This window comes from Candidatus Binatia bacterium (assembly GCA_023150935.1).
GTDB lineage: Bacteria > Desulfobacterota > Binatia > HRBIN30 > HRBIN30 > JAKLJW01.
This window is the reverse complement of the sequence record JAKLJW010000047.1, coordinates 1-22,098: the sequence shown is the minus strand read 5'-3', so window position 1 is coordinate 22,098 and position 22,098 is coordinate 1. Positions and strand designations below refer to the sequence as shown.

16 protein-coding genes and 3 pseudogenes are annotated in these 22,098 nt (G+C 67.1%); 5 read left to right on the top strand and 14 right to left on the bottom strand.

Annotated features, from left to right (window positions below):
* The 7 genes and pseudogenes from L6Q96_19840 to L6Q96_19810 all read right to left on the bottom strand — a co-directional run.
* Nucleotides 1–1,565: cohesin domain-containing protein (locus L6Q96_19840; GenBank protein MCK6556805.1), on the bottom strand; the 1,565-nt coding region annotated here is incomplete at its 3' end.
* A gap of 196 nt (nucleotides 1,566–1,761) precedes the next feature.
* A complete protein-coding gene (locus L6Q96_19835) occupies nucleotides 1,762–2,679 on the bottom strand; it encodes a DsbA family protein (GenBank protein ID MCK6556804.1) in 918 nt (305 codons plus the stop codon).
* Nucleotides 2,680–2,851: 172 nt separating this feature from the next.
* Nucleotides 2,852–5,272 carry a phosphoenolpyruvate--protein phosphotransferase gene (gene ptsP, locus L6Q96_19830; protein MCK6556803.1) on the bottom strand — a complete coding sequence of 807 codons (2,421 nt, stop codon included), beginning with the start codon at nucleotides 5,270–5,272 and terminating at the stop codon, nucleotides 2,852–2,854.
* Between the two features lie 504 nt (nucleotides 5,273–5,776).
* Entirely contained in the window at nucleotides 5,777–6,664 is an 888-nt protein-coding gene (gene amrB, locus L6Q96_19825; GenBank protein MCK6556802.1) for an AmmeMemoRadiSam system protein B, read from the bottom strand.
* The gene (locus L6Q96_19820; protein ID MCK6556801.1) at nucleotides 6,661–6,978 is read right to left on the bottom strand and encodes a hypothetical protein; all 318 of its coding nucleotides are present in this window, start codon (nucleotides 6,976–6,978) and stop codon (nucleotides 6,661–6,663) included. Before L6Q96_19820 ends, amrB begins: the two co-directional genes overlap by 4 nt.
* Before the next feature lie 47 nt (nucleotides 6,979–7,025).
* Nucleotides 7,026–7,412, bottom strand: coding sequence for an ATP-binding protein (locus L6Q96_19815; protein ID MCK6556800.1), 387 nt, complete (start codon nucleotides 7,410–7,412; stop codon nucleotides 7,026–7,028).
* Nucleotides 7,413–7,883: 471 nt separating this feature from the next.
* Nucleotides 7,884–8,168 (bottom strand): annotated as a pseudogene (locus L6Q96_19810) (response regulator).
* 141 nt (nucleotides 8,169–8,309) lie between these two features.
* Between L6Q96_19810 and L6Q96_19805 the strand changes: the two are divergent.
* Nucleotides 8,310–10,634 (top strand): PBP1A family penicillin-binding protein, encoded by a 2,325-nt coding sequence (locus tag L6Q96_19805; protein MCK6556799.1) that lies wholly within the window; start codon nucleotides 8,310–8,312, stop codon nucleotides 10,632–10,634.
* 6 nt (nucleotides 10,635–10,640) lie between these two features.
* On the opposite strand, the gene L6Q96_19800 is transcribed toward L6Q96_19805, so the two are convergent.
* The 3 genes and pseudogenes from L6Q96_19800 to L6Q96_19790 form a co-directional block, all read right to left on the bottom strand.
* The gene (locus L6Q96_19800; protein ID MCK6556798.1) at nucleotides 10,641–11,669 is read right to left on the bottom strand and encodes a histone deacetylase; all 1,029 of its coding nucleotides are present in this window, start codon (nucleotides 11,667–11,669) and stop codon (nucleotides 10,641–10,643) included.
* Between the two features lie 966 nt (nucleotides 11,670–12,635).
* Nucleotides 12,636–13,010 (bottom strand): annotated as a pseudogene (locus L6Q96_19795) (hypothetical protein).
* Between the two features lie 117 nt (nucleotides 13,011–13,127).
* A pseudogene (locus L6Q96_19790) lies at nucleotides 13,128–13,469 on the bottom strand (hypothetical protein).
* 1,580 nt (nucleotides 13,470–15,049) lie between these two features.
* Between L6Q96_19790 and L6Q96_19785 the strand changes: the two are divergent.
* The gene (locus tag L6Q96_19785) at nucleotides 15,050–15,388 is read left to right on the top strand and encodes a twin-arginine translocase TatA/TatE family subunit (GenBank protein MCK6556797.1); all 339 of its coding nucleotides are present in this window, start codon (nucleotides 15,050–15,052) and stop codon (nucleotides 15,386–15,388) included.
* 5 nt (nucleotides 15,389–15,393) lie between these two features.
* Nucleotides 15,394–16,179 carry a twin-arginine translocase subunit TatC gene (gene tatC / locus L6Q96_19780; GenBank protein ID MCK6556796.1) on the top strand — a complete coding sequence of 262 codons (786 nt, stop codon included), beginning with the start codon at nucleotides 15,394–15,396 and terminating at the stop codon, nucleotides 16,177–16,179.
* Nucleotides 16,180–16,251: 72 nt separating this feature from the next.
* Here the strand turns inward: tatC and L6Q96_19775 are convergent, their stop codons facing one another.
* Together L6Q96_19775 and L6Q96_19770 are read right to left on the bottom strand one after the other, a co-directional pair.
* Nucleotides 16,252–16,551 (bottom strand): DUF4911 domain-containing protein, encoded by a 300-nt coding sequence (locus L6Q96_19775; GenBank protein ID MCK6556795.1) that lies wholly within the window; start codon nucleotides 16,549–16,551, stop codon nucleotides 16,252–16,254.
* Nucleotides 16,548–17,207, bottom strand: a complete 660-nt coding sequence (locus tag L6Q96_19770) for a YdcF family protein (protein ID MCK6556794.1) — start codon at nucleotides 17,205–17,207, stop codon at nucleotides 16,548–16,550. Before L6Q96_19770 ends, L6Q96_19775 begins: the two co-directional genes overlap by 4 nt.
* Before the next feature lie 254 nt (nucleotides 17,208–17,461).
* Between L6Q96_19770 and L6Q96_19765 the strand changes: the two genes are divergently transcribed.
* Together L6Q96_19765 and L6Q96_19760 are read left to right on the top strand one after the other, a co-directional pair.
* Entirely contained in the window at nucleotides 17,462–18,832 is a 1,371-nt protein-coding gene (locus L6Q96_19765) for a hypothetical protein (protein MCK6556793.1), read from the top strand.
* A 76-nt stretch (nucleotides 18,833–18,908) separates the two neighbouring features.
* On the top strand, nucleotides 18,909–19,313 hold the full coding sequence (locus tag L6Q96_19760) for a DUF2384 domain-containing protein (protein ID MCK6556792.1): 405 nt from the start codon (nucleotides 18,909–18,911) through the stop codon (nucleotides 19,311–19,313).
* A gap of 691 nt (nucleotides 19,314–20,004) precedes the next feature.
* On the opposite strand, the gene L6Q96_19755 is transcribed toward L6Q96_19760, so the two are convergent.
* Nucleotides 20,005–20,145, bottom strand: a complete 141-nt coding sequence (locus L6Q96_19755) for a hypothetical protein (GenBank protein MCK6556791.1) — start codon at nucleotides 20,143–20,145, stop codon at nucleotides 20,005–20,007.
* Between the two features lie 603 nt (nucleotides 20,146–20,748).
* A complete protein-coding gene (locus L6Q96_19750) occupies nucleotides 20,749–21,726 on the bottom strand; it encodes a DUF1566 domain-containing protein (protein ID MCK6556790.1) in 978 nt (325 codons plus the stop codon).
* Between the last annotated feature and the right edge of the window lie 372 nt (nucleotides 21,727–22,098).

Below are 22,098 nucleotides of genomic sequence, written 5' to 3'. Positions count from 1 at the left end.
AAGTCGAACACCAGCGGCGCAATCGTCACCACCGCAGGCCCGTTCTTCGTCAGACCGATCGGCACCGTCACCATGCTGCCCGCCGCCCCGCTGGCGCTGCCCAGCGCGATCTCCGGTTGCGCACCGCCACCGGCGATCGTCACCGTCCCGTTCGTCCCCGTCGCTGTCAGCTCGTTCAGCTCGGCATCCGACAGGCCCGCCTGGACGAACGTCAGCGCGGCAGTGCCCGTGGCACTCGCCGCGATCGTGAACGTACACTCGGCCACCGCGCCGTCGGGCATCACGCCCAGCCCGCCCGCCAGCACCAGACTCACGCGCCCCGGCGACGGGCTGCCAGCATCCGCGTTCTTCCCGCTCACCTTCGACGCGCACGACCCGAACGTCAGCTTCGTCGCATCGAAGTCGAACACCAGCGGCGCAATCGTCACCACCGCAGGCCCGTTCTTCGTCAGACCGATCGGCACCGTCACCATGCTCCCCGCCGCGCCGCTGGCGCTGCCCAGCTCGATCTGCGGCGACACCGCCGGCACGGTGGCCGTGGCCGTCGGCGGATTGGTGGGCGTCGCCGTCGGCACTGGCGTGTCGGTCGGCACCGGCGTGTTCGTCGGCACCGGGGTGTTCGTCGGCGCCGGCGTATTCGTGGGCACCGTCGTGTTGGTCGGCACCGGCGTATTGGTCGGCGCTGCCGTCGTCGGCTGGGCGGTGTTCGTCGGGCGCGCCGTGTTGGTCGGAATACGGGTAAACGTCACCGTCGGTTGGGCCGTGGCCGTCGGGGGAACCGTGGCCGTCGGCGGGATCGTCGACGTGGGCGTAAACGCGGCGGTAGTCGCCGTGCGTGTAGGGGAGGGTTGGCCGGGTGTCGCGGTCGGGGTGAACGGGGCGATCGGGGCCGCGACGGCGGCGCGAATCTCCTTATCCTGGCCCGAGATGTCTTCGGCGTTGTCGTTAACCTCGCTGGCCGTCCCGCCGGGGACGAACCCGGGCTTCTGGCGGATCATGTCGACGATCTCGCGCACGTCGCCCGGCGCATAGGAACAGATGTTGCCGTCGGTACGCCGCAGTTCGTCGACGATCAAGCGCACCGCCGCTTCGCTGGCAAAGTCGATATCGACCACCTCGGTGGTGCTGAACACGAGGGCCCGCGTGTACGATTCCCCGCTGCCGACTTCGACCATCAGGGGCGGGCAGGCGGCTTCGTTGACGCCGCTCGGCAGAGTTATCCCATAGAGGCCCTGGTCGTTGGTCTTGGTTGACGCGAGTATCGTGTTGATGCCGAACTGACGCAGGCGCACTTCCACGTTTCGCCCCACCGGCTGCACGCCGGCGCTGAGCGCCACCGCGCGCGCTACCGCCAGTTCCCCCATTCGTTCCATAAAGGACGACGGCAGGGCGGCCACCGATCCGTTCGGCATCAGCACCGCGCCTCTGACCGCCGGTGCCGGCGGTGGCGGGGTCTCTTCGGATACTTTCGTGGTCGCATCGCCGCCGCAGCCCGCCGCAAGTGCGATCATCCATGCGAGCCCGCACAGCAACCCCGGGCGAATCCATCCAAGCCGTCGAACCATGTAATCCTCGATCCTCGGGAGAAAGCGCACTATCGTTAAGTCGCTACCATCGTGTGAAAGTATTCGTCAAGAAAAATACGCACCGGGAATGCGGCTTGGGGGACCTGGGGGCTTGGTGTGAGGGCTGACTGCTGGCGGCTCGGTTCCGAATGACTTCGACCCTGGGACTTGCCTCTTCCGAGTTTGGACTTCTTCCTCATCCCGCCTTTGGGGAGGGTGTTGGGGCTACGGCGGCCAGGGCGGCGTCGATGGCTGTCTTGAACGTATCGAATGGTAAAGCACCTTCGAGGCGGCGGCCGTTGACGAAGAAAGTCGGCGTCGACTGAATACCGAGCGCCTGCGCCTCCGCGAGGTCCGCACCGATTGCCGCCATCCCGCCTCGCTCGTCGAAGCAGGCCTCGAATCGGGTCGTGTCGAGTCCGGCATCCTTCGCCGCTCCGACGGCCTTCTGACGCAGGTTGTCGGCCGTAATGCCACTCTGGTTCTTGAAGAAGAAGTCGTAGAGTTTCCAGAAACCATCGGGGTTTTGCTGCCGAGCGCAGACCGCCGCCAGCGCGGCGTTTTCCGCCCACGGATGGATGCTGGCGATCGGCATGTGTTTAACCACCAGGCGCACCCGGTCGCCGTAGTTCTTGAGCACTTCGTCTTCGAGCGTACGGTGTGCGCGGGCGCAGTAAGGGCATTGCAGGTCGACGTATTCGACGATGGTCACGGGGGCCTCGGGATTCCCTCGCACGGGCGCGCCGGCGAGGGCGATCTTGTTGCGGTTGTCCTCGTACGGATCGACGCCGACGTCGCCCCACTTCCCCTGCAACACGTAGCGGCCGTCGCGCGACAACACGATCGGATACTTCTGCGTCTGGCCGTTTTGCGATAGCTCCATCGATGCCGACAATATGCCGGGGACTTCGGCCGACGGGCGGACGTCGACGATCCGTACGCCCATGCTGTCGGGCAGGTTCGCCTTCTTGCGGAAATACTCCGGCACGCGTTTTTCGATGTGCTGTCGCACCGCATCGGTCGGCTGGTTGGGATTGTCGACGGGCTCACAGGCAGCGAGCCCGGAAGTGGCGCACAGGGCTACCCACAAAGCCCAACTCCGGAGACCCCTCATTCAATATCCTCTCTCGACATGAAAGTCCTCGCGATCGCGGCCGCAAGGCCTGACACCATCCAACGTCGGGCGGCTGTCATTTGTCAACCCCGGATTCCGATTCGCGCGCGTCGCCGCGGCCGACGAACCCCGAACGGCTTCGCAGAGCGGAGCGAAGCTTCGCGGCACTGGGCTAATGGTACAGCTCCATGATGTCGATCACGCCCAGGTCGCGCATCATGGCAAAGATGCGCTCCTTGACTTCCTTCACCGTCGTCAGGGTCAGCACCTGATCTGCCAGCAGTTGCGCGCCGGCGAAGGTCACGGCACGGATCAGCCGTTTGATCGGCGGGATAAAGAACGGGCCCATGCTGAGGTCTTCGATGCCGAGGCCGACGAGCAACAGCGTACACGCCGGGTCCGACGCCATCTCGCCGCACAGCGACACCGACTTCCCCGCGTTTTTCGCGGCCTCGATGATGTTGGCGACGCAGCGGATCACGGCGGGGTGCAGCGGCTCGTACAACGGTCCGACCTTGCGGTTGTTGCGGTCCACCGCCAGCACGTACTGAATCAAGTCGTTCGTGCCGATGCTAAGGAAGTCGACCTCGCGAACGAAGTACGGGGCGAGATAGACGGCCGAAGGGACCTCGACCATCATGCCGATCGGGATGTTGGGGTCGTAGGAATGTCCGGCAGCCCGCAGTTCCTCCCCGGCCTCGGCGAGGAGTTCCTTGACCCGGCGGATTTCCTCGAGGCTGGAGATCATGGGAAACATGATGCGCACGGGTCCGAGGGTGCTGACTCGCAAAATGGCCCGGAGCTGATCCTTGAGCACCTCCGGCAGCTCCAGCGAGATGCGGATCGAGCGCCAGCCGAGGAAGGGATTCTCCTCGCGCGGCATATTCAGGTAACGCGGGTACTTGTCGGCACCGAGATCGAGGGTGCGGATGGTGACCGGCTTGCCGGCCATACCGGTTACCGCCCGCTCGTAGAGCGCCACCTGTTCGTCTTCGGTCAGGAAGTCGCGATGCGACAGGAACGGCACCTCGGTGCGGTAAAGGCCGATGCCCTCGGCGCCGTGCGCGCGCGCCAGCGTGAGGTCGCCCAGCAGACCGATGTTGGCCGACAGGGTAACCGGGTGACCGTCGAGGGTCTCGGCCGGCAGGTCGCGCAGGGTCTCGAGGTCGCGGTTGAAGGCGCGGTACTCGCGTTCGAGCCGTTCGTATTCGCGCAGGATCTCCGGGGTCGGATTGACGAAGACGACGCCGGCGTTGCCGTCGACGACGAGGCGATCGCCTTCGCGGACGACGTCCTCGGCATGCTCGGCGCCGACCACGGTCGGAATTTCCAGCGACTTGGCGAGGATCGAGGCGTGCGAAGTCACCCCGCCGCTGGCCAGCACGACCCCCTTGAGGTCCTCCTGCTCGACCAGAGCGAGGTCCGACAGCGACACGTCGCTGCCCACGAGCACGATGGCGGAGGAGAACTGCCGGCGCTGCTCGGTAACGCCAAGGAGGTGGCGCAGCAGGCGCTGGCCGATGTCCTTGATGTCGGCGGCCCGGTCGCGGAAATAGACGTTGTCCATTTCCGTGAAGCGGCGTACGAACTCGTCGACCGCGCGTTCGAGGGCGGCTTCGGCGCTGAGGTTCTCGCGGATCAGCCGTTCGATCCGGCTGAGGAAGCTCTGGTCCTGCAACATCAAGCGCTGGGCGTCGAAAACCGCGGCGTCGATTTCCGGGACCGTGGCGACGATGCGATCCCGGGTTCTACCGAGTTCGTCGACCGCGCGGGTCACCGCGGCGCGCAGGCGGGCCAGTTCACGTTTGAGCGGGTTGCGGCGCTCGCGCGGCAGGCCGGCAAAGCTCACCGCGGCGGTCATCAGGTGAGCGCGACCGATGCCGAAGCCCGGCGACGCTCCCATACCGATCAGCCGGTTCGGCCCGCCGGGCACCCCCGGCGCGCGGCCGCCTGACTGACCTTCGTACTTGCGCAGGCGGTCGATGGCGTCCGCCATGCGCTTCTGATAGGCGAGGCGTTCCTCTTCCTTGGTCGCCAGGCTGGCGTGCAGTTGGACCTGCGCGAGGATACCGGCGACCGGAACGGCGATGGCGCGCAGCAGCCGCACTTCCGCCCGGGTGAACCGGCGCCGCCGCGACGTCTGGATGATCAGCACGCCGACCGGCTTACCCCGGTCGACGACGGGAACGCCGAGAAACGAGTGATAGCGCTCCTCGCCAGTCTCGGGAAAATACTTGTAACGCGGGTGCGCCAGCGCATCGATGGCCATCACCGGCTCGAGGCGCTCGACAACGATGCCGGTCAACCCCTCGTTGACCCCCATTGTCACCTTGCCGACGGCGCTCGGATCGAGACCGGTGGTCGCCCACAGGGTGAGTTGCGCGCGTTCGGGCGAGTAAACGTAGATCGAGCACACTTCCATCGACAGGTAACCGGCGATGGCATCGACGATCCCCTGCGCACTGGTGCGCAGATCGGCCGAATGGGAAATCGTCCGCCCGATGTCCTCGAGCAGACGCAGCCCGAGTCGGCGGCGCGGCTCGCGCAACGCAGCGGCCCTGTCTTTCGCGGCTTCGCCCATGTTCTCGAACATGTTCTCGAATAAGAATGTCGACTTCGGTCTATATCGTGTTGTGCGAAGCGCTACAACGCGACGGCGGCGTGGGGGCCGGGCCACAGCAAAATCGCCAACCGAGGGTGTACACCGGGCCTGCCCCTCGATACACGGCCCAAAAAGACGGGCCGTTACTCGGGGCGAACGGTTTCATGCTCTTGCTGAAGCCGAAAAACCCGTTCGAGCCGAGTAGCCGCCCTCTTCTGACGGAGGGTGTACACCGGGCCTGCCCCTCGATACACGGCCCAAAAAGACGGGCCGTTACTCGGGGCGAACGGTTTTATGCTCTTGCTGAAGCCGAAAAACCCGTTCGAGCCGAGTAGCCGCCCTCTTCTGGCGGCGTATCGAGGCTCTGTCAGCGACTTTGCCGTAGCCCCGGGCGTCGGGGCCAGCCGGTTCGCGCGGACCGCACGGCCCGAAGCCCGCAACCGAATCGCGTACCGATGGCCGGCGCGGACCCCGGCGAACGCCCGGCCCCGCCGATTAGCGGACCGCGCCCCCCGCGTCCTCGATCCCTCGCCGCGGAAACACCATGCTGGCGTAGCTCACCACGTGCTCGTAATCGCCGGTGACGTCCAGCGACGTGTAGTAGGTCACGAGCTGCCCGCGGCGCGGCCCGGGTGGCACGGCAAGGAACAGCTCGATCGGATGGCGGCCGCAAATCGTCGCCCCGGTGTCGGCCACGTACGCGACGAAGCCCCCGCCGTCGCCGGCGCATACGCGTTCGATCGCACCCATGTCCAGCCGGCGCAGGCCCTCGCGCACCGCCTCGGCCCCAACGGCGGGAAACGGCAGGTAGCCGAAGCGCCAACCGTAGTGGACGAAATCGGAGCTGATCACGAACAGGGTCCGATCGTCGGCCAGCGCCGCCAGCACCGGGCCGAGCACGGCCGCATCGTCCGGCGCGAGCTCGCCGACCAACGCCGGCACCACCGACACCGCGGGCAGCGCGAGTTGAAGGAAAGGTAACTGAATCTCGAGGGCGTGCTCGTCCTCGAATGCCTCGGGCCGCTCGGCGACCAGCGGCGAGCCAAGCAGTTGCGCGCGTCCGGCGCCATCCACCGGCACCACGCCCAGCGGCGTTTCGAACCCGTCGACGTCGAGCACGGCGACGCCACGGAACGGCACGAAATGGCTGGGCGCCAGGATGACGGCGCGTTCGTAGCCGCCACCGGCCACGCAGGCGTAGCCCGCGCCCGCGGCGCGACCCGAATAGGCATATCCGGCATGAGGAACGAGCAGCGCGCAATGCGGACCGGCCGGCGCCCTGCCCTCGCCGGAAGCCAGCCAGCCCGCCACCTCGGCGCGCAGGCGTGCCGCGGCTCCCGCGTACCACCGCCCGGCAAGTTGCGAACGCTTGATTCGGCTCACGACCCGGCCGCCACCGGCGTCGCCTCGCCGGCGACCTCCGGCCGAAAGCGCCGCTCGCGCTCGACGCGCACGGCGGGTTGTGCGTAGCAATCCACACAGGTGTAGACGTCGATCGGCCGCACCAGCCGCAACACGGTTACCGTGCGGTCGGGATCGTCCGGCCGTTGCACGAGGACCGGCTCGACCTCGCCCGTGTGCAGCGCGTAGTAATCGACGCGATAGGTCGTGCGGGTGTGCGTTGTTCCGGCTACGTGGCGACCGCAGTGGCTGCAGCGCAGCGGTGCGCGACCTCCTTCTGGTCCACCCGCGGACATCGGCTTCCCTATAACCCAACGTTCCGCGGAGGGAAACGCGCGCCGTCTCAGCCGCTCGCGACCGGCACGGTAAAGCTGAAGCGGCTGCCGGCGCCGCGGGCGCTGTCGACGGTCAGCCGGCCGCCGTGGGCCTCGACGATCGCTCGCGTAATCGCCAGACCGAGACCGAGTCCGCGCGCGCCGAAGTCGAACTCCCCGGAAGTGTGCAGGTCGACGTCGCCGTGCGCGGGCGCAAAGGGCTCGAAGAGGTCGGCCAGTCGGGTCGCTTCGATGCCGATCCCCGTATCGGCGACGCCGAACTCGACGCTCGCACCGGCCGCGACGGCCGTCAGCGCGATCGCCCCGCCGTCGGGGGTGCAACGGACGGCGTTGGCGACAAGGTTCGCCAGGGCACGGCGCAGCCAAATCGCGTCGCCGTGCACCGCGGGCAGCATCGAGGAGACGTGCGCGGACAAGCGCAGGGCACGCGCCGCGCATACGGGGGTGAAGTCCGCGGCGGTACCGGTAACCACCGGCGACACCTCCACCGGCCGCAGCCTGAGGCGCGGCGCGCCGGCCAGCCACTGCCCGCCCCGGCCAAGCTGCGCCACACTGCGCCCCAGCCACCCCACACCGCGGCGGGCCACGTCCACCCAGTGCCTGGCCTCCTGGCCGAGCGGCGCGTACGCCGCAAAGGCGAGCGCGTTCGCAACCACGTGCAAGGGCGTCCCCACCTCGTGCGCCGCCATGGCCAGCAGGCGGGCCCTCTGCGCCGCCTGACGTTCCGCTCGCGCGCAGGCCGCGCCCAGCTCGCGCAGCAGACGCCGCCGGTCGCGTTCGGCGTCGTAATGCTCGAGGCCGCGTTGCACCACCAGCCGCAACTCGCCGGGCTCCCACGGCTTGGTCAGATAGGCATACACGTGCCCGGCGTTGATCGCGGCCAGGAGCGTGTCGACGTCGGTGTAGCCGGTCAGCAGCACCCGCACGACCTCCGGGTGACTGACGCTGCAACGCGCCAGCACCTCGGTCCCGAGCATGTGCGGCATGCGCTGGTCGACGACGAGTACGGCAACGGTTCGTGCCGCCAGACACTCGAGGGCCTCGGCGCCGCCGGCGACTGCGATCACCTCGCCGGCACCGGCCAGCGCCCGCTGCAGGGCGCGCCGGCTCGCCGGCTCGTCGTCGACGACCAGAATGGCGTGCGCGGACATGGCCGCACCGATACACCGGTTCCGCGTCCGACTCAAGTTAACTTTATTACACAGCGCACCGCGCCATCCGGCAACGCCCACGCCCCCTGCCGGCACAGGCCGTTGACCCTTCCGGTACCGGTCGATATCGTCTCAATGGTCATGAGCGCACCCGGCGACAGCCCCTCGCGCGTCTCCGGTTTCTGGCGCACCGTTCGTATCTTCCTGACCTTTCTCTTCGTCGTCGGCGTCCTCGGTTCCGCCGGCGCCGCCTATCTCTTGTACGTCGAACTCACCGCCAATCTTCCGGACGTGGAGGCCCTGACCCGCTACCGGCCGCCGATGGTAACTCAGGTGCTGGCCGACGACGGCACGGTGATGGGCGAGTTCTATCTCGAAAAGCGGTATCTGGTGCCTTTCGAACGGATTCCCGCCGTCGTCCGCAATGCCTTTCTCGCCGCCGAGGACGATGCCTTCTATCGGCACGGCGGCATCGATTTCGTCGGCGTCGGGCGCGCCATCCTGAGCAACCTCGCGGCCGGAGACAAGGTGCAGGGGGGCAGCACGATCACCCAGCAGGTGGTCAAGCAGATTCTGCTATCGCCCCAGAAGAGCTACGAGCGCAAATTCAAGGAAATGATCCTCGCCCTGCGGCTGGAGCGCCAGCTCACCAAGGATCAGATTCTGTGGCTCTACCTGAACAACCTTTACCTCGGCAGCGGCGTGTACGGTGTCGGCGCGGCGGCGCGCGAGTACTTCGGCAAGAACGTCGAGCAGCTCACGGTCGCCGAGGCGGCGTTGCTCGCGGGTTTGCCGCAGGCGCCGAGCCGCTATTCCCCGGTCAAGAACTGGGCGCTGGCCAAGGGTCGCCAGCGCTACGTCCTCGGGCGCATGGCCGACGTGGGCTTCATCAGCGCCGAGGAGGCAAGCCGCGCCCTGGCGGAGCCACTGGGCCTCGCACCGCACCGGAGCAACTTCGTGTCCGCACCGTATTACGTGGAGCACGTGCGCCGGCTGCTTGAGGAACGCTACGGTCAGACGGGACTCTACGCGCTCGGCCTGCGCGTCCACACGCCGGCCAATCTGCGCATGCAGGCGGCCGCCGAGGCTGCCTTGCGGGAGGGTCTCGAAACGCTGGCCCGGCGCCAGGGATACGGGGACACCATCCGCCGCATCGACGGCACGGAGATTCCTTCCTATACGCGTCAGCAGACGGGCGCCCTCAAGGGCCGCGGGCTGGAGACGGGGCGAGCTTACGACGCCGTGGTAACCGGGGTGACTTCCGGCAAACGGAGCGTAACCATTCACCTGCAGGTGGGACCCTTCACCGGGCAACTCGCGCCGCCCGAGGAAAACAACTGCCGGCGCCGGAGCGGCCATCGCGTCGGCGATATCATGCGCGTGCGCCTCGCCGACACGACCAACGGCACGGGAACCTTCTTCGCGTGCACCGAATCGCCGCCGGTGCAAGGTGCCCTGGTCGCCATCGAGCCGGCGACCGGAGACGTCAAGGCGCTCGTCGGGGGGTTCGACTTTGCGGACAGCCAGTTCAACCGTGCCGTGCAGAGCCTGCGCCAGCCGGGCTCGGCCTTCAAGCCGTTCATTTACGCCGCCGCGCTCGACCGCGACTTCACGCCCGCCAGCATCATCGTCGACGAGCCGATCTCGTTCCGGGCCGGCGGCCGGACCTGGTCGCCGCAGAACTACGACAACAAGTACAACGGCCCGACCAGCCTGCGCGACGCGCTGACCTTTTCCCGCAACGTGGTCACCGTCAAACTGGCGATGAAGGTGGGGCTGAACAATCTGCTGTCTTACATCCCGAAGCTCGGCATCCGGTCCCCGCTGACCAAGAACCTCTCGCTCGCTCTCGGCGCCTCGGAAGTCACGCCGCTCGAGCTCACCGCTGCCTACGGGGTGTTCGCCAACCTCGGCATGCGCGCCGAGCCGCGCTTCATCACGCGCATCACCGACAGTCAGGGCAATGTCGTCGACGAAAACCTGCCCGACACCGAGCAAGTCATCGCGCCGGAAACGGCCTACCAGATGACCAGCATGCTGGAGAGTGTCATCCAGCGTGGCACCGGCCGGCGCGCCGCCGCCCTCGGCCGGCCGGCCGCGGGCAAGACCGGCACTACCAACGACGTCAACGACGCTTGGTTCATCGGCTACACGCCGCAGTTGCTCGCCGGGGTGTGGGTGGGTTTCGACGAGAAGCGCAGCCTTGGCGCCCGGGAGACCGGCGGCCAGGTGGCAACCCCGATCTGGACGGCGTTCATGGAGGGCGCTCTGGCCGGTCAGCCGGTCCTCGACTTCCCGGTGCCGGACGGCATCCGCTGCACGCTGGTCCGCTCCGGGCACCTCGAGTGCTTCCGACGGGGCACCGAACCGGAGGCCGCGGTGGCGCAGGCGCCACGCCCCGATCAGGCCCCGGCGGCGCCACAGGAGCGCGATCTCGGCGACGCGGATCTGTCGGCCTACGACTGACGCCGATCACAGGCGCCAGTAGCGGCCCTGCACCCGCGCGATGCGGTCGAGCAGTGGCGCGGCCCGACTGCGCGGCGTCGGCTCGGAAGCGGGAGCGGGCTCCTCGGCGCGTAGCTCGCGAACCACCACCTGCGCGCACGCCCGCACGGCGCCCAGATCGTACCCGCCTTCGAGGACGGCCACGCAGCGCCCGCGCGCGGTAGCCCCGGCCACCCGCAACAAGCTCGTCGTCATGCTACGATAGCCGGCCTCGGTCACCTCCATCCCGCCGAGGGGATCGCGCCCATGCGCATCGAAGCCGGCCGAGATCAACACGAACTCGGGGGCGAAATCCTGCGCGACCGGCTCGACAATGCGCGCAAAGGCTTCGCGGTACTCGTCGTCGCCGCAGCCTGCCGGCAGCGGCACGTTGACCGTGCGCCCCTCGCCGTCGCCGAAGCCCACCTCGTCGGCGGCACCCGTCCCGGGATAGTATGGGTACTGGTGCAGCGAGACGTACAGAACGCCGGGGTCACGTTCGAACATGTGCTGGGTTCCGTTGCCGTGGTGCAGGTCCCAGTCGACGACCAGAACGCGCGCGAGGCCGTGGCGGCGGCGCAGGTACTCCGCGGCAATGGCGACGTTGTTGAAGAGGCAGAATCCCATGGCGCGGTCGCGTTCGGCGTGATGACCGGGAGGCCGCACGAAAGCGAAGCCGTTGTGTACCTGCCCCGCCATGACCGCATCGACGAGCGCCAGCACCCCGCCGGCCGCCAGTCGACTCACTTCGTACGAACGGGGCGAGGTTGGCGTGTCGGCATCGAAGGCATACCAGCGGTGTTCCGCCGTCGCCGCCACCCGTTCGACGTAAGCGCCGTCGTGCACCAGCGCCAGCTCGTCGCCGGTCGCCGGACGTGCCGCCACCGGCACACACCCGGGAGCCGACGGGCTCACCGCCTCGAGCAGCACGCCGATGCGCTCCGCGCTTTCCGGATGCCCGGGACCGGTGTCGTGCTCCCGATACCGCGGGTCGATAACTATCCCCGTCGCCGCCATCGCGCCGGAGTTTAGCCCAAAGAGCGGAGAAGTATCACCCCGGAAGCCCGGCGCATGCTCGCGCCCCGCGCCCCAGACAAAATCCGCGCACGCTCCACGTCAGTAGTCGTTACGGTCGTAGACGTCGACCACCATCGTCGTCACGTTGTTCGTCGCGTCCGAATCGCCGGAGGGCCCAGTCGCAGTTAGCGCGACGCTACATCGGTACGGCGACCGCTTGCTGCGCACGTACACGTCGGCCGCCCGTGCCGTTAGCGGCAAAGACCCGGACAGGCGTGCCCCCGGCGATACCGCGCCGATATTCTGGTCGCCGGGAGTCTGCGAGTCGAAGTCCAAGGCGCCGACCATGTTAGCCGGGCAATCCGTGGTGGCCGTGACGGCAATCGCGTGCGGGGCCACGGCGGTCAGGTTACCGTTCAGCAAGCGGGGGCGACCGGTACGGGCGAGCGACACTCGGCCCCGACCCAACGACAACGACGTGGCCTCGGCGCTGTCGATCGCCGACTCGTAGAGCTGCGCCTGGTCGGGATCGTTGCGGTCGACGACGTTGATTTCGAGCGGGACCGAGTTGTTCGACGGGGACGGGTCCGCGCTCCCGGCCAAAGTGGAACGTACTTCGAGAATCAATGCACAGCGCACGGGGGTGATACGGTTGAAGCTCGTGAACATATCGCTGCGCGCTTCGATGGTCAGGACGGCTTTCTTCACCCGGCCGCCGCGCATCGAGACGGTATCCTGCGCGCCCGGGGTTCGGAGGTCGAAATCGGGCGCTCCAACCGTGAGGCCGGCCGGACAGGTGCCCGGATGGACCAGGAGTTGAATCGGATGTCCGTCCAGTTCGGCAACCGGCAGCAGGTCGGCGTTTGCGACCTTGACCTTCACCTGCTTGCGAACGCTCGCCACGCCGGCGGATATATCGATGCTGACCGGCCGCACCGGCAGGACCACGGAGTCGTCGAAGCGGCCGGCCGTGGCAGTGGCCGCGGGCGTGTGGGTCGCCGTCGGTGTCACCGTCGCGGTGGCCGAGATCGTCGGTGTCGGGGAGGTTGTCGCAGTCGCGGTTGGTGTCCTCGTCGGCGTAATCGTCGGGGTCGACGTCGGCGTGGCGGTCGGGGTCGACGTCGGGGTCACGGTCGGGGTCGACGTCGGGGTCGACGTGGGCGTCAGGGTCGGCGTGCGCGTCGCGGTCCGGGTCGGCGTCGGAATCGGGGTGTTTGTCGGCGACGGCGACGGCAGTGCAATTGTGGGGGTTGGACTCGGACCCGGAATGGTGGCGGTCGGCGAGGCTGTTCGGGTCGGCGACGGACCGGCCGCAGTCGGCGTCGGCGTCGCACACGGGCTTTGCACCGTGTACATGCAGCCGATCGGCACAGTGCAGAAGTCGGCCGTACATCCGTTTTGGTCGTCGCAGGTTTGGATTTCGCAGAACCGCGAGCAGCCGTCGCAATCCACCGGAGTGCCGACGGAGTTGTCGCACTCCTCGGGGAATTCCACGATCCCATTGCCGCACGCTGGGCAGGCGTTGAGGCAGCCATTCGGATAAGTCGGCTCGGTACACGTCGCACGCGCGTCGAGCGTCGCCGCAGGGTTGACCGTACCCGTCACACTGGGCGGGCGCGCGGCTCGGAAGGTGAAATCGTTGGTACCGTCGGTCCCACTGTCATCCGTCGCCTGCGCGTACACCTGACCCGCAACCGAGAGCCCTTCGCGGGCGGTGAGGGAGTTGCTCCCTCCCCACAGGGGACCACGGGCGTCGATGGTGCCCGTCGCCGTAAGGGTCAGTGTGCACGCCTCGATCATGGTGTAGCCGCCAGCCCCACAGCCCGTTTCCGTCGTGCAAGGGCCGCCGGTAACGTCGATCGATCCGGCGATCGACAGGGTGCTCTGTCCGATCTGACCCACGGTAATATCTACCGATCCGCCGTACCCGCCGGCGTTGCGGGCGTTGGCGAGCACGGAGCTACCGAGCGTGGCGCCGCCGAGAACATAGAACTCGAGCGCGCCGCCCTGCCATCCGCCCGAGGCGTCGACCGCGCCGGCCAGTGTGAGGTCGGACTCCGTATCTACAACTATCTCCCCGCCCCAACCGAGTGTCCCGTCACTGCGGGCGGACACGGTTCCGCCGGACTGCACGGTGACGGCACCGGATCCGTAGATCAAGATATCCCCCCCACCCGAGCCGGTATCGGGCGGTTCCGGAAGTCGGGCTTCGGAACGGACAGCCCCGGAGATCGTCACCGAACCATAGTCGGCGCTGATGTCGACGGGACCGCCGTCCCCACCGGTAGAACCGCTCGCATCGAGAGAACCGACCACGACGACGCTCGTGAACGCGCTGACGCTAAGCTCGCCCCCGTCCCCCGACTCGCTGATCGTGCTGGAACCGTAGCCGTTACCGCGCAGATTGATGCCGGCGAGTTGCACGGACCCGGTGGCGGCGGTTACATCGGCACTACCGCCGCCGTATCCGGATAAGTCGATGGCCCCAGCAAGATTGACGGCATTGCCGGCCTCGATGGTCACCGAGCCGCCAGAGCCAAACTGGATACCGTTCGCGGAAATGTCGCTGGACGCAGTAGACGTGATGTTGGTGCCGGCAGTGATATCGATGTCGCCGCCGTCGGCCGTATCGAGGCTGTCGGCCTCCAGGCGGCCTTCCACGGTCACGCTCCCGCCGGCTGAGATCTCGATGGCACCGGCGCGATAGGTACCTGAAACCTCGATGCGGCCGATCAGGCTGGTACGCCGCACGGCGAAGTTCTCGGTAGTCTCGATTTGGATCGTGCTGCCTTGATCGCCGGGAGGCGCCGACGCGGTCCCGCGGCCGTCAATGTACCCGCCGGCGGCAACCGTGAAGTTGCGCGCCACAATGGTCACGGTTCCCGGACCGAGATCGAGTACGGCCAGATTCGCCAACGTGACGTCCCGCTGGCCGAAGTCGAGCACGCACCCCCCGGCCACATCGAAATCCTTTTTAATGGTACAGGGACCCGTCCCGCTCGGGCAGTTGGCGGAGTCCTGCGCAACGATTTGCGCCGCCGTGCAGGCCGTCAGCGCGGCGCCGGGCCGCGCCTGGGCTGCGATCGCAACGACGGCGGCACCGATCGCCAGTATCAGGTTGCGCGACTGCATACCGTCCCCCATGCAAAGCCCCCTGCGGCCTGCCTCCGCCGGGAGACACCAAGCCCCCAGAATCGATCCGGGACTACACCGCGCACCCGGCCTCGGGTGCGCATCGTGCGTTCGTAGCGGCGCCGATCATGGGCGATTCGCCGAGCAATAGCAACCGGCAAAGGCGCCCCGGCGGCGTGCCGCGCGGAGGCGAATTGACACCCCGCGGCGTTTACTTTAGCGTCCGATCCTCTACGAGTCCGCCCTGCATGTTCGGCATCGGTACGCCAGAGCTCATCGTCATCCTTGTCGTCGCACTGATCGTGCTCGGACCGCAGCGCCTGCCCGAAGTCGCGCGTCTCCTCGGCAAGGGTCTGGCGGAACTGCGCAAAGCCACCAGCGGGGTGACCGACGAGTTGCAGAACGCCCGGCGCATGATCGAGCGCGAGGTCGAAGGCGCCGGCCGGCCGGCTCCGGCCCCGGCCGCCGCCCCCCCCCAACCGGCCGGCGACAGCGTGCCGCGAGGGGTCGCGGACGAGCCACCACCGGGCGGGGATAGCACGCCACCTACCCGGGTGAGCGACGGCGAGCCCCCGACCCAGGCGTAAAGAGCATGGGCGACGCCCGCATGCCTCTGACGGCGCATCTCGAAGAGTTGCGCACGCGATTGGTGCGGTCATTGCTCGCCATCGCCGTCGGCTTCGCTGCCGCGTACGCCTTCGCGGATCGGCTTTTCGAACTGCTGACCCGTCCGTTGCTCGGACTGAACCAGCCGGGCCTGGAGGTGACCGACGTCAACCTCATCGGCACGGGAGTGGCGGAGGCGTTCTTCACCAAGATCAAAGTGGCGTTTCTCGCCGGCATCTTTCTGGCCAGCCCGGTCATTCTGTACCAGATCTGGCGGTTTGTGGCGCCCGGCCTGTACGACACGGAGAAACGCTACGCGCGCCCCTTCGTCTTTTTCGGCACCGTGTTTTTCGTCGCCGGCGCGTGGTTCTGTTACGAGATCGTCATGCCGGTAGGCTACCGGTTTCTCATCGAGCAGTACGGCTCGATCGGCATCAGCCCGGAGATCCGCATCAGCGAGTACCTGACCTTTACCGCACGCATGCTGCTCGCCTTCGGCGTCACCTTCGAGCTGCCGGTGTTCACGTTCTTCTTCGCGCGTCTCGGCGTAGTCACCCACCAGATGATGATCGCCTATACGCGCTACGCGATACTGGTAATCTTCGTGCTGGCGGCGATCCTGACCCCGGGGCCCGACGTCGCCTCCCAACTCCTCATGGCCGGCCCCCTGCTACTGCTCTACGCGCTCAGCATCGGCGTCGCCTATGTATTCGGCACCAGACCCGCTCCGGTACCCGACGCCGAACCCGCCCCCCCAAGCACCAGCAACTAGAAGCCCCCGGCAGAGTCGCCCCGTCCACACGCCCCCAAGAACACCCTCATCCCCTCAAGCCCACATCCCCCCCTACTGCCCCGACCCGTCCTCGTCGAGTTCGCGCATCAGCCAGTCGTCGGACGGTAACGCCGGAGCCGCGATTTCCTCGTAGCGCACGGTGCGCCGGATGTCGTCGAGGATCGCCCGCGCCACCGACAGGAAGTCAGGCGCAATCAGCAGTACGATCACCGCCGCATCCTTGTCGACGGTCCGGACGGTCGCGACTTCTTCGTAAGCTTCGAACAGGAACTTGACGAAGGCGATATCGCCCGGGGCGAGCCGCAAATAGAGCGTCTCCACTCCGGTCCGCGGTCGAGCGGCGGCGGTCACGCAGCCGCCTCGGGACACCGGGCGCCCCAGCGTTCGATCAAAGCGTAGTTGGCGAGCTTGAGGTACTCGAAGAACAGACGCCTCGCCCACGGCCGCCGCCGCCACCACTCCGCCGGGGTGAACGGATCGTAACGCGACGGTACGACCAGGACACGAAGGCGGCCGCAAGCCAGGTCGCGAAACGTCATCACGGCGCGGCGGGCGTGCGCCTTCGAGGTAACCAGCAGGATCGAACGGATGCCCTCGGCGTCGAAGTACGCGACCAGCGCCTCCGCCTCGGTTGCCGTGCTCCACGCGGGTGTGGACACCACGGACATCGCCGCCGGCGGCACGCCGAGCTGACGGGCAATGTCGAGGTTCTGCTCGTGTCGTTCGACCATGTTGGCGCCGCGGGCCCGCAGCTCGCGCAGGCCGGGAAGCGGCGTCTCCTGCGTCAATACGATCCGCGGGGCGAGCCCGCTCTTGTACAGGTCCACGGCTTCGAGAATGCGGTCCGGCAACGACCCGGACAGCACCACAATCGCGTCGCTCGACCGCGGCACGTCGCTGACCACGAGGAACGCGCCCGCCGCCGCCAGCAGATAGGCGCGCTCCAGGTAAAGCGCTGCCAGGATCAGCCCGATCAAGGCAGCCAGCCATCCCCGCACGCCTTTCACGAGCGCCTTCCGTCTCCGCCACGTGGCCGACCGCCGCCCATGCGCGGCAGGCTACACAGCGCCGCGGAACGCCGCAACGACGGGTGGCACCGGCTTTAAGGAAAAGCGCGAACTGGCGCTTGACGAACCGTCAGGGATTATTGCAATCATTAGGATAAGAGGAAGTTGCGCCCGGATAACGCCAGAAGGGTGTGGAGCAGGCGACCAAACTCGGCCGGCGGGCGGAGAGCCATCGGCCACAGGAGGAGACGCGTATGAGGATACAGAAGAAGTGGCACCGATGGGCGACCCTTGGTGCAGCCGGACTTATCATGCTTGCCGGAGCCAACGTGGCGGCCGCCGTGTGTACCGGGGACTGTAATGGCGACAAGGAAGTGACCGTGGACGAGATCATCACCATGGTCAACATCGCCAACGGCATGGCGACGATCGAAGCGTGCCCCAATGCCGACGGCAACGACGACGGCGAGGTTTCCATCGACGACATCATCAGTGCCGTCAACAACGCGAATAACGGCTGCCCGCCGGAACCCGAAGGCGGCTGCGGCGACGGCGAGCCGGTAGCGCCCGAGGAGTGCGACGACGGCGGCATCTGCATCGGCGGCAACACGGCTGGCACGGCCTGCGAGAAGGACGAGGAGTGCGGCCTCGACCAGCCCGGAGTGTGCGACGGCGGGTTCAAGATCGGCTCGGCGTGCCGTACGGACACGACCTGCCCGGGATCCAAGTGCGTGCGCTGCAAGACTTTCGGCGGTGACGGTTGTGCGGCGAACTGCACGTTCGAGACCAGCATCACGTTTACGCTCAAACCCGGCCAGACCTCCGAGGTGGATTGCGTCCCGAACACCAGTTGCGCCAAGGTGTTCGGCGACGTCGTCAGCGAATTGCCGCTGCCGCTGACCGGGCAACAGACGGTGACTATCGGCAAGGAGCGCGACGGGAAGATCCCCGCGGTTATCAAGGCGGCCAGCGTGGATCTGCCGAAGATCCCGGTGGGCAGTATCGCCTGCGCCTGCGTGCGCGGTCTGCCGGTCAAGACCTGCGGTGGAACGCTGTTCACCGAAGACGGGGCGTTGGCAGGCAATTGCAGCGACAACATACCGCTGCCGGTTGAATGCCCGACTGACCGACCCTGCGCATTCGTGAACGGTCCCGGCAACGCCGCCGCCGGCGTCATCGGCTGCAGCGGGCTGGAACCCGTAGACGTCACCCTGACCCAGGATTGCAACGGCGAAGAGGGCGGTCTGCCGTTCCCGCCGCAAATCGCGCTCAGCGGTAGCGGACCTGCCGGCTCGGCAATCCTCTTGAACACGCTGCAGATCGGCACCCAAACGGGCCTCTGCACCGAGACGTTCTGTACCGACCAGGATCCGATCGATCAGCGCGGTAACCCTGTCACGCTGCCTTACACCACCGGCACCTCGACGGGGACTGCGTTCAACGTCAGCAATTTCCAGGGCTTCAACATCGGACCGGAGTCGGTGACCGGATCGGCGTTTAGCTGCGCCAACCTGACGTCGGCCTCGCCGAGTCTCTCGGGCGCCAACATAGGCGGCGTCTTCTCGTCGTGCGACGCAGCCACGGTTGGCGATATCGTCGTGACCAACAACCAGGTGGCCCAGTAAACACTCACCGCAGTGGACGGTAAAAAAGCGGCACGCCTCCGGGCGTGCCGCTTTTTTTTCGGTACCGAACGTCACGATCTACCGGACAGAGGCGCCGCCGGACCTCGCTGCGCGCGGTGAGCGGGCGCGGCTGTCGGCGCCCGGCCTGAAGGCCTTCTTCAACATCATGAAGCGCTGGAAGGTACGCGACGAGGATGCACGCGCGCTGCTCGGCGGCGTCAGCAATGGGCCGTTCTACGAGATGAAGCGCCACCCCGAACGGGTTCTCGACACCGACCGGCTCACCCCCATCTCGTATCTCATCGGCATCTTCAAGGCGCTACGCATCCTCCACTCGCCGCGTCTGGCCGATGAGTGGGTGCACCTGCCAAATGCCAATCCGATCTTCGCCGGCAGGACACCGCTCTTCTACATGATGCGCGGCGGCCTGCCGGCCATGCAGACGGTCCGCCGACTGCTCGACGCGCGCCGGGCGGGTTGATGGCGCTGCCCCCGGTCTCGCTCGTTCGCCAGCTCGATACGCACCGCCTCGTACCGTCGCAGCCGCACCCGGCGATGAATCGCCGGGCTCAAGTCAGTCGCCCCGTAAACGGGGCGTGCGCGCGCATACCCGCGCCCGGTTCACCGGGCGCCTCGACTGAGCCCGGGCATTCATGCCCGGGGCTTCACGCTCGGGAATGTCCGGGCCCGGCAACACAGAGGAAACGCGCTCGGAGATCGCGTTCCACCCGATTGCGCGAAGAAATCGATTGCGGAGGGCGCGGCTCCCGCCGAGCCGCGCGTACCGCACCCGGCGATGAATCGCCGGGCTCAAGCCAGTCGCCCCGTAAACGGGGCGTGCGCGCGTGTACCCACGCCCCGCCGGAGTGTCCAGATTCGCGCACTGTCCCCGTGAACTCCAGAGATCGTACGCGCCCTTGTAGATCGGCAGGTGCTCCGTGTGCGCCATCGTCAGCCGATTTCGCGGGGCTCGGCGCTAACGCGCCAAGCCCCGGACAGAACGAAGACCGGATCCCGGAAATACTCGAAAATGTAGAGTAGGGGAGAAGGCGACACGCCGAAGCGTGCGACCTACTCCCCCCTCGTCGAACCGGACGTGCGGATTTCCCGCATCCGGCTCACGCCATTGCTGTCACCCGCTCGGCAGACGCAGGCAGTTGCACGGCTGACCCTCACAAGATCACCAAACCCAAGTGCTTGAAGTGCTCATGGTAGGTCACCCCTGCCGGCGGGCGGCAGGGCCGTTGGCTGCGACGGCGCAGGTGGCGCTCGAGCCGCTCGTGAACGTACGTGTTGATCGCCCGGAAGGCCATGCGTGGGTATCCTTGTCGAAAGTTCCTGTCGATCGTTGTCGGTTCGTCCGTAGTGGGACTCTCGTCCAAGCGGCTCACTCCTCCTCTGACCTCCGCTCGCAATGGCTCCGGCCCCTTCGCTCCACGGTCGTTACCCGCTTCCTCACTACTATGAGCCGGTCCGACTCCCGGCCGTTGCCGCCAACACGGTTATGCTTTCCCGTGTCGCGTTGGGGCCACTTGCTCGCCCCTGCCTCGCCGGGCCTCCCAGGTTCCTCGACCGATCTGTCCCCACGCGCCGTCCCCTTACACCCCGGAGAGCCCAACGTGTGCACACGCCCGTTGCTTCCACGTTGATGGCAGGCTTCGTCATATTTGGCAGCTTGGCCACTCTCAATGAGGTTCACGAGGCCGATTCGGGTTCACTTGCGTTACGGCTCGCGGGCTCGCTTCCCGAGGCTTCGCCCACCGGATCACTCCGACGCACGCTCGGGTCGCTACCTGCTGAACGGGCAATTCGCAGGATAACCTCCTTTCAGGTTACAAGATCGGCCAGGCTTGGCCTGGCGCACCAAATGACCTAATGATCCACTTGTGCTCCATAGCCCGAAGGGCGAAGGGGCATCACGAGCCGCCGCGCACGGCACGGACATAGTTGGTGCCGGACTTATCGTACGCGACCACTAACCCAATGCCGAAGGTCACGTCCCACGCGAAGTTCGGGTAGTCCTGGGTCGTAGTAGACGACCAGTAGTAGGCCGAGACAGTGCAACTGCACGTCGTCACGGTGCACGACGCTGCGCACGCGGTGTTGAAGGCGGCATCGATCGCCGGAGACGAGGCACCGTAGTTGACCAGGCTCTGCAGCTCGTTGATGTTCGGCAGCCGCCAGTCCGTATACCCGGCGAAGCCGCCGCCGCCGTTTAGCGTCGCGATCTTCGTCGTCACCGCCGCAGTCCACGTGTAGTAGTCGTCACGGTCGTGAATCGAGCCGTCGTCGCTCAGCTTCTCCCACATCAGCCCCGTCTTCGTATCGGTCACCGTCCCGTCGCCGTTGTCGACGTACGCCCGCGCAACCCCCTTCTGGAACTCGCCGTCCTGGCCACTGCCGGCACAGGCGATCGGGGTGCCGATCGCGTCGTAGCAGAGCGTTTGCCCGGTCTTCAGCCGCTGCGCCGCCGGCAGGGCGTAGCAGGCCGCCAAGTCCGCCGTGCAGGTGGCGAGGTCGGCGTCGCAGTCCTCGAGTCCCCCGCCGCCGAGGGCTTGCGCGATGTTGTCGCTGTGCTCGTCGATTACGTCCTTGTACGCCGACGCGGCCAGCGGCGCGTCCGGACAGGTGGCGCTGGCGGCGGTCGCGGCGTCGATGAGCTTCTGCCACTTGTCCTGGAACTTGGTCTCGCACTTGCCGATGGCGGTGTTGTACTTCGTGATGTCCCCGGTCTTGACGAGGCCCGCCTCCGCCTTCTGTCGGCAGTCGGCGTATTTCCCCGCCGCCTGGTTCTTCCCGGCCTCGCATTTCTGTTCCGGCGTCGGCGCCGCCGTCGCCGGCACCGCCGCCAGCAGCAGACCCGCGGCGATCAGATAATGTCCCGTGCGTCGCATGTCGTATCCTCCTCGTACGGTTATGGCATGCCCCCCATGGACATGCGGATGGTTCACCCATGGTGTCATCAGGTTTCTGGAGATCTTTCAAGCCCGAAGAGCGCGCGAGGTAGCAGGGAAAACCCCTGATCTACTGAGCACGGTGGCAAGAATTTCGGATTGCGGATTTCGGATTGCGGATTGGGGCGCGAAACCTTCCGCAATCCGTATTCCGCAATGAGTTGCGGGTGCAGCCCGCGCCGTGTACCCCGCCACGGCAACAGCACCCCGCCGCGGAGTCAGGTCCCTCTCCCGCCGGGAGAGGTCAGGTGAGGGCATCCACCCGCTGTACCACGGCAACAGCACCCCGCCGCGAAGTCAGGTCCCTCTCCC

Coding starts and splice junctions, on each gene's coding strand:
- L6Q96_19815 (MCK6556800.1), bottom strand. CDS start 7,412: ATGCTGCCCGCGGTGCACGGCGACGCGATTTGGCTGCGCCGTGCCCTG.
- tatC (MCK6556796.1), top strand. CDS start 15,394: ATGGGCGACGCCCGCATGCCTCTGACGGCGCATCTCGAAGAGTTGCGC.
- L6Q96_19755 (MCK6556791.1), bottom strand. CDS start 20,145: ATGGCCTTCCGGGCGATCAACACGTACGTTCACGAGCGGCTCGAGCGC.
- ptsP (MCK6556803.1), bottom strand. CDS start 5,272: ATGTTCGAGAACATGGGCGAAGCCGCGAAAGACAGGGCCGCTGCGTTG.
- L6Q96_19835 (MCK6556804.1), bottom strand. CDS start 2,679: ATGAGGGGTCTCCGGAGTTGGGCTTTGTGGGTAGCCCTGTGCGCCACT.
- L6Q96_19800 (MCK6556798.1), bottom strand. CDS start 11,669: ATGGCGGCGACGGGGATAGTTATCGACCCGCGGTATCGGGAGCACGAC.
- L6Q96_19785 (MCK6556797.1), top strand. CDS start 15,050: ATGTTCGGCATCGGTACGCCAGAGCTCATCGTCATCCTTGTCGTCGCA.
- L6Q96_19750 (MCK6556790.1), bottom strand. CDS start 21,726: ATGCGACGCACGGGACATTATCTGATCGCCGCGGGTCTGCTGCTGGCG.
- L6Q96_19820 (MCK6556801.1), bottom strand. CDS start 6,978: ATGTCCGCGGGTGGACCAGAAGGAGGTCGCGCACCGCTGCGCTGCAGC.
- L6Q96_19805 (MCK6556799.1), top strand. CDS start 8,310: ATGAGCGCACCCGGCGACAGCCCCTCGCGCGTCTCCGGTTTCTGGCGC.
- L6Q96_19765 (MCK6556793.1), top strand. CDS start 17,462: ATGAGGATACAGAAGAAGTGGCACCGATGGGCGACCCTTGGTGCAGCC.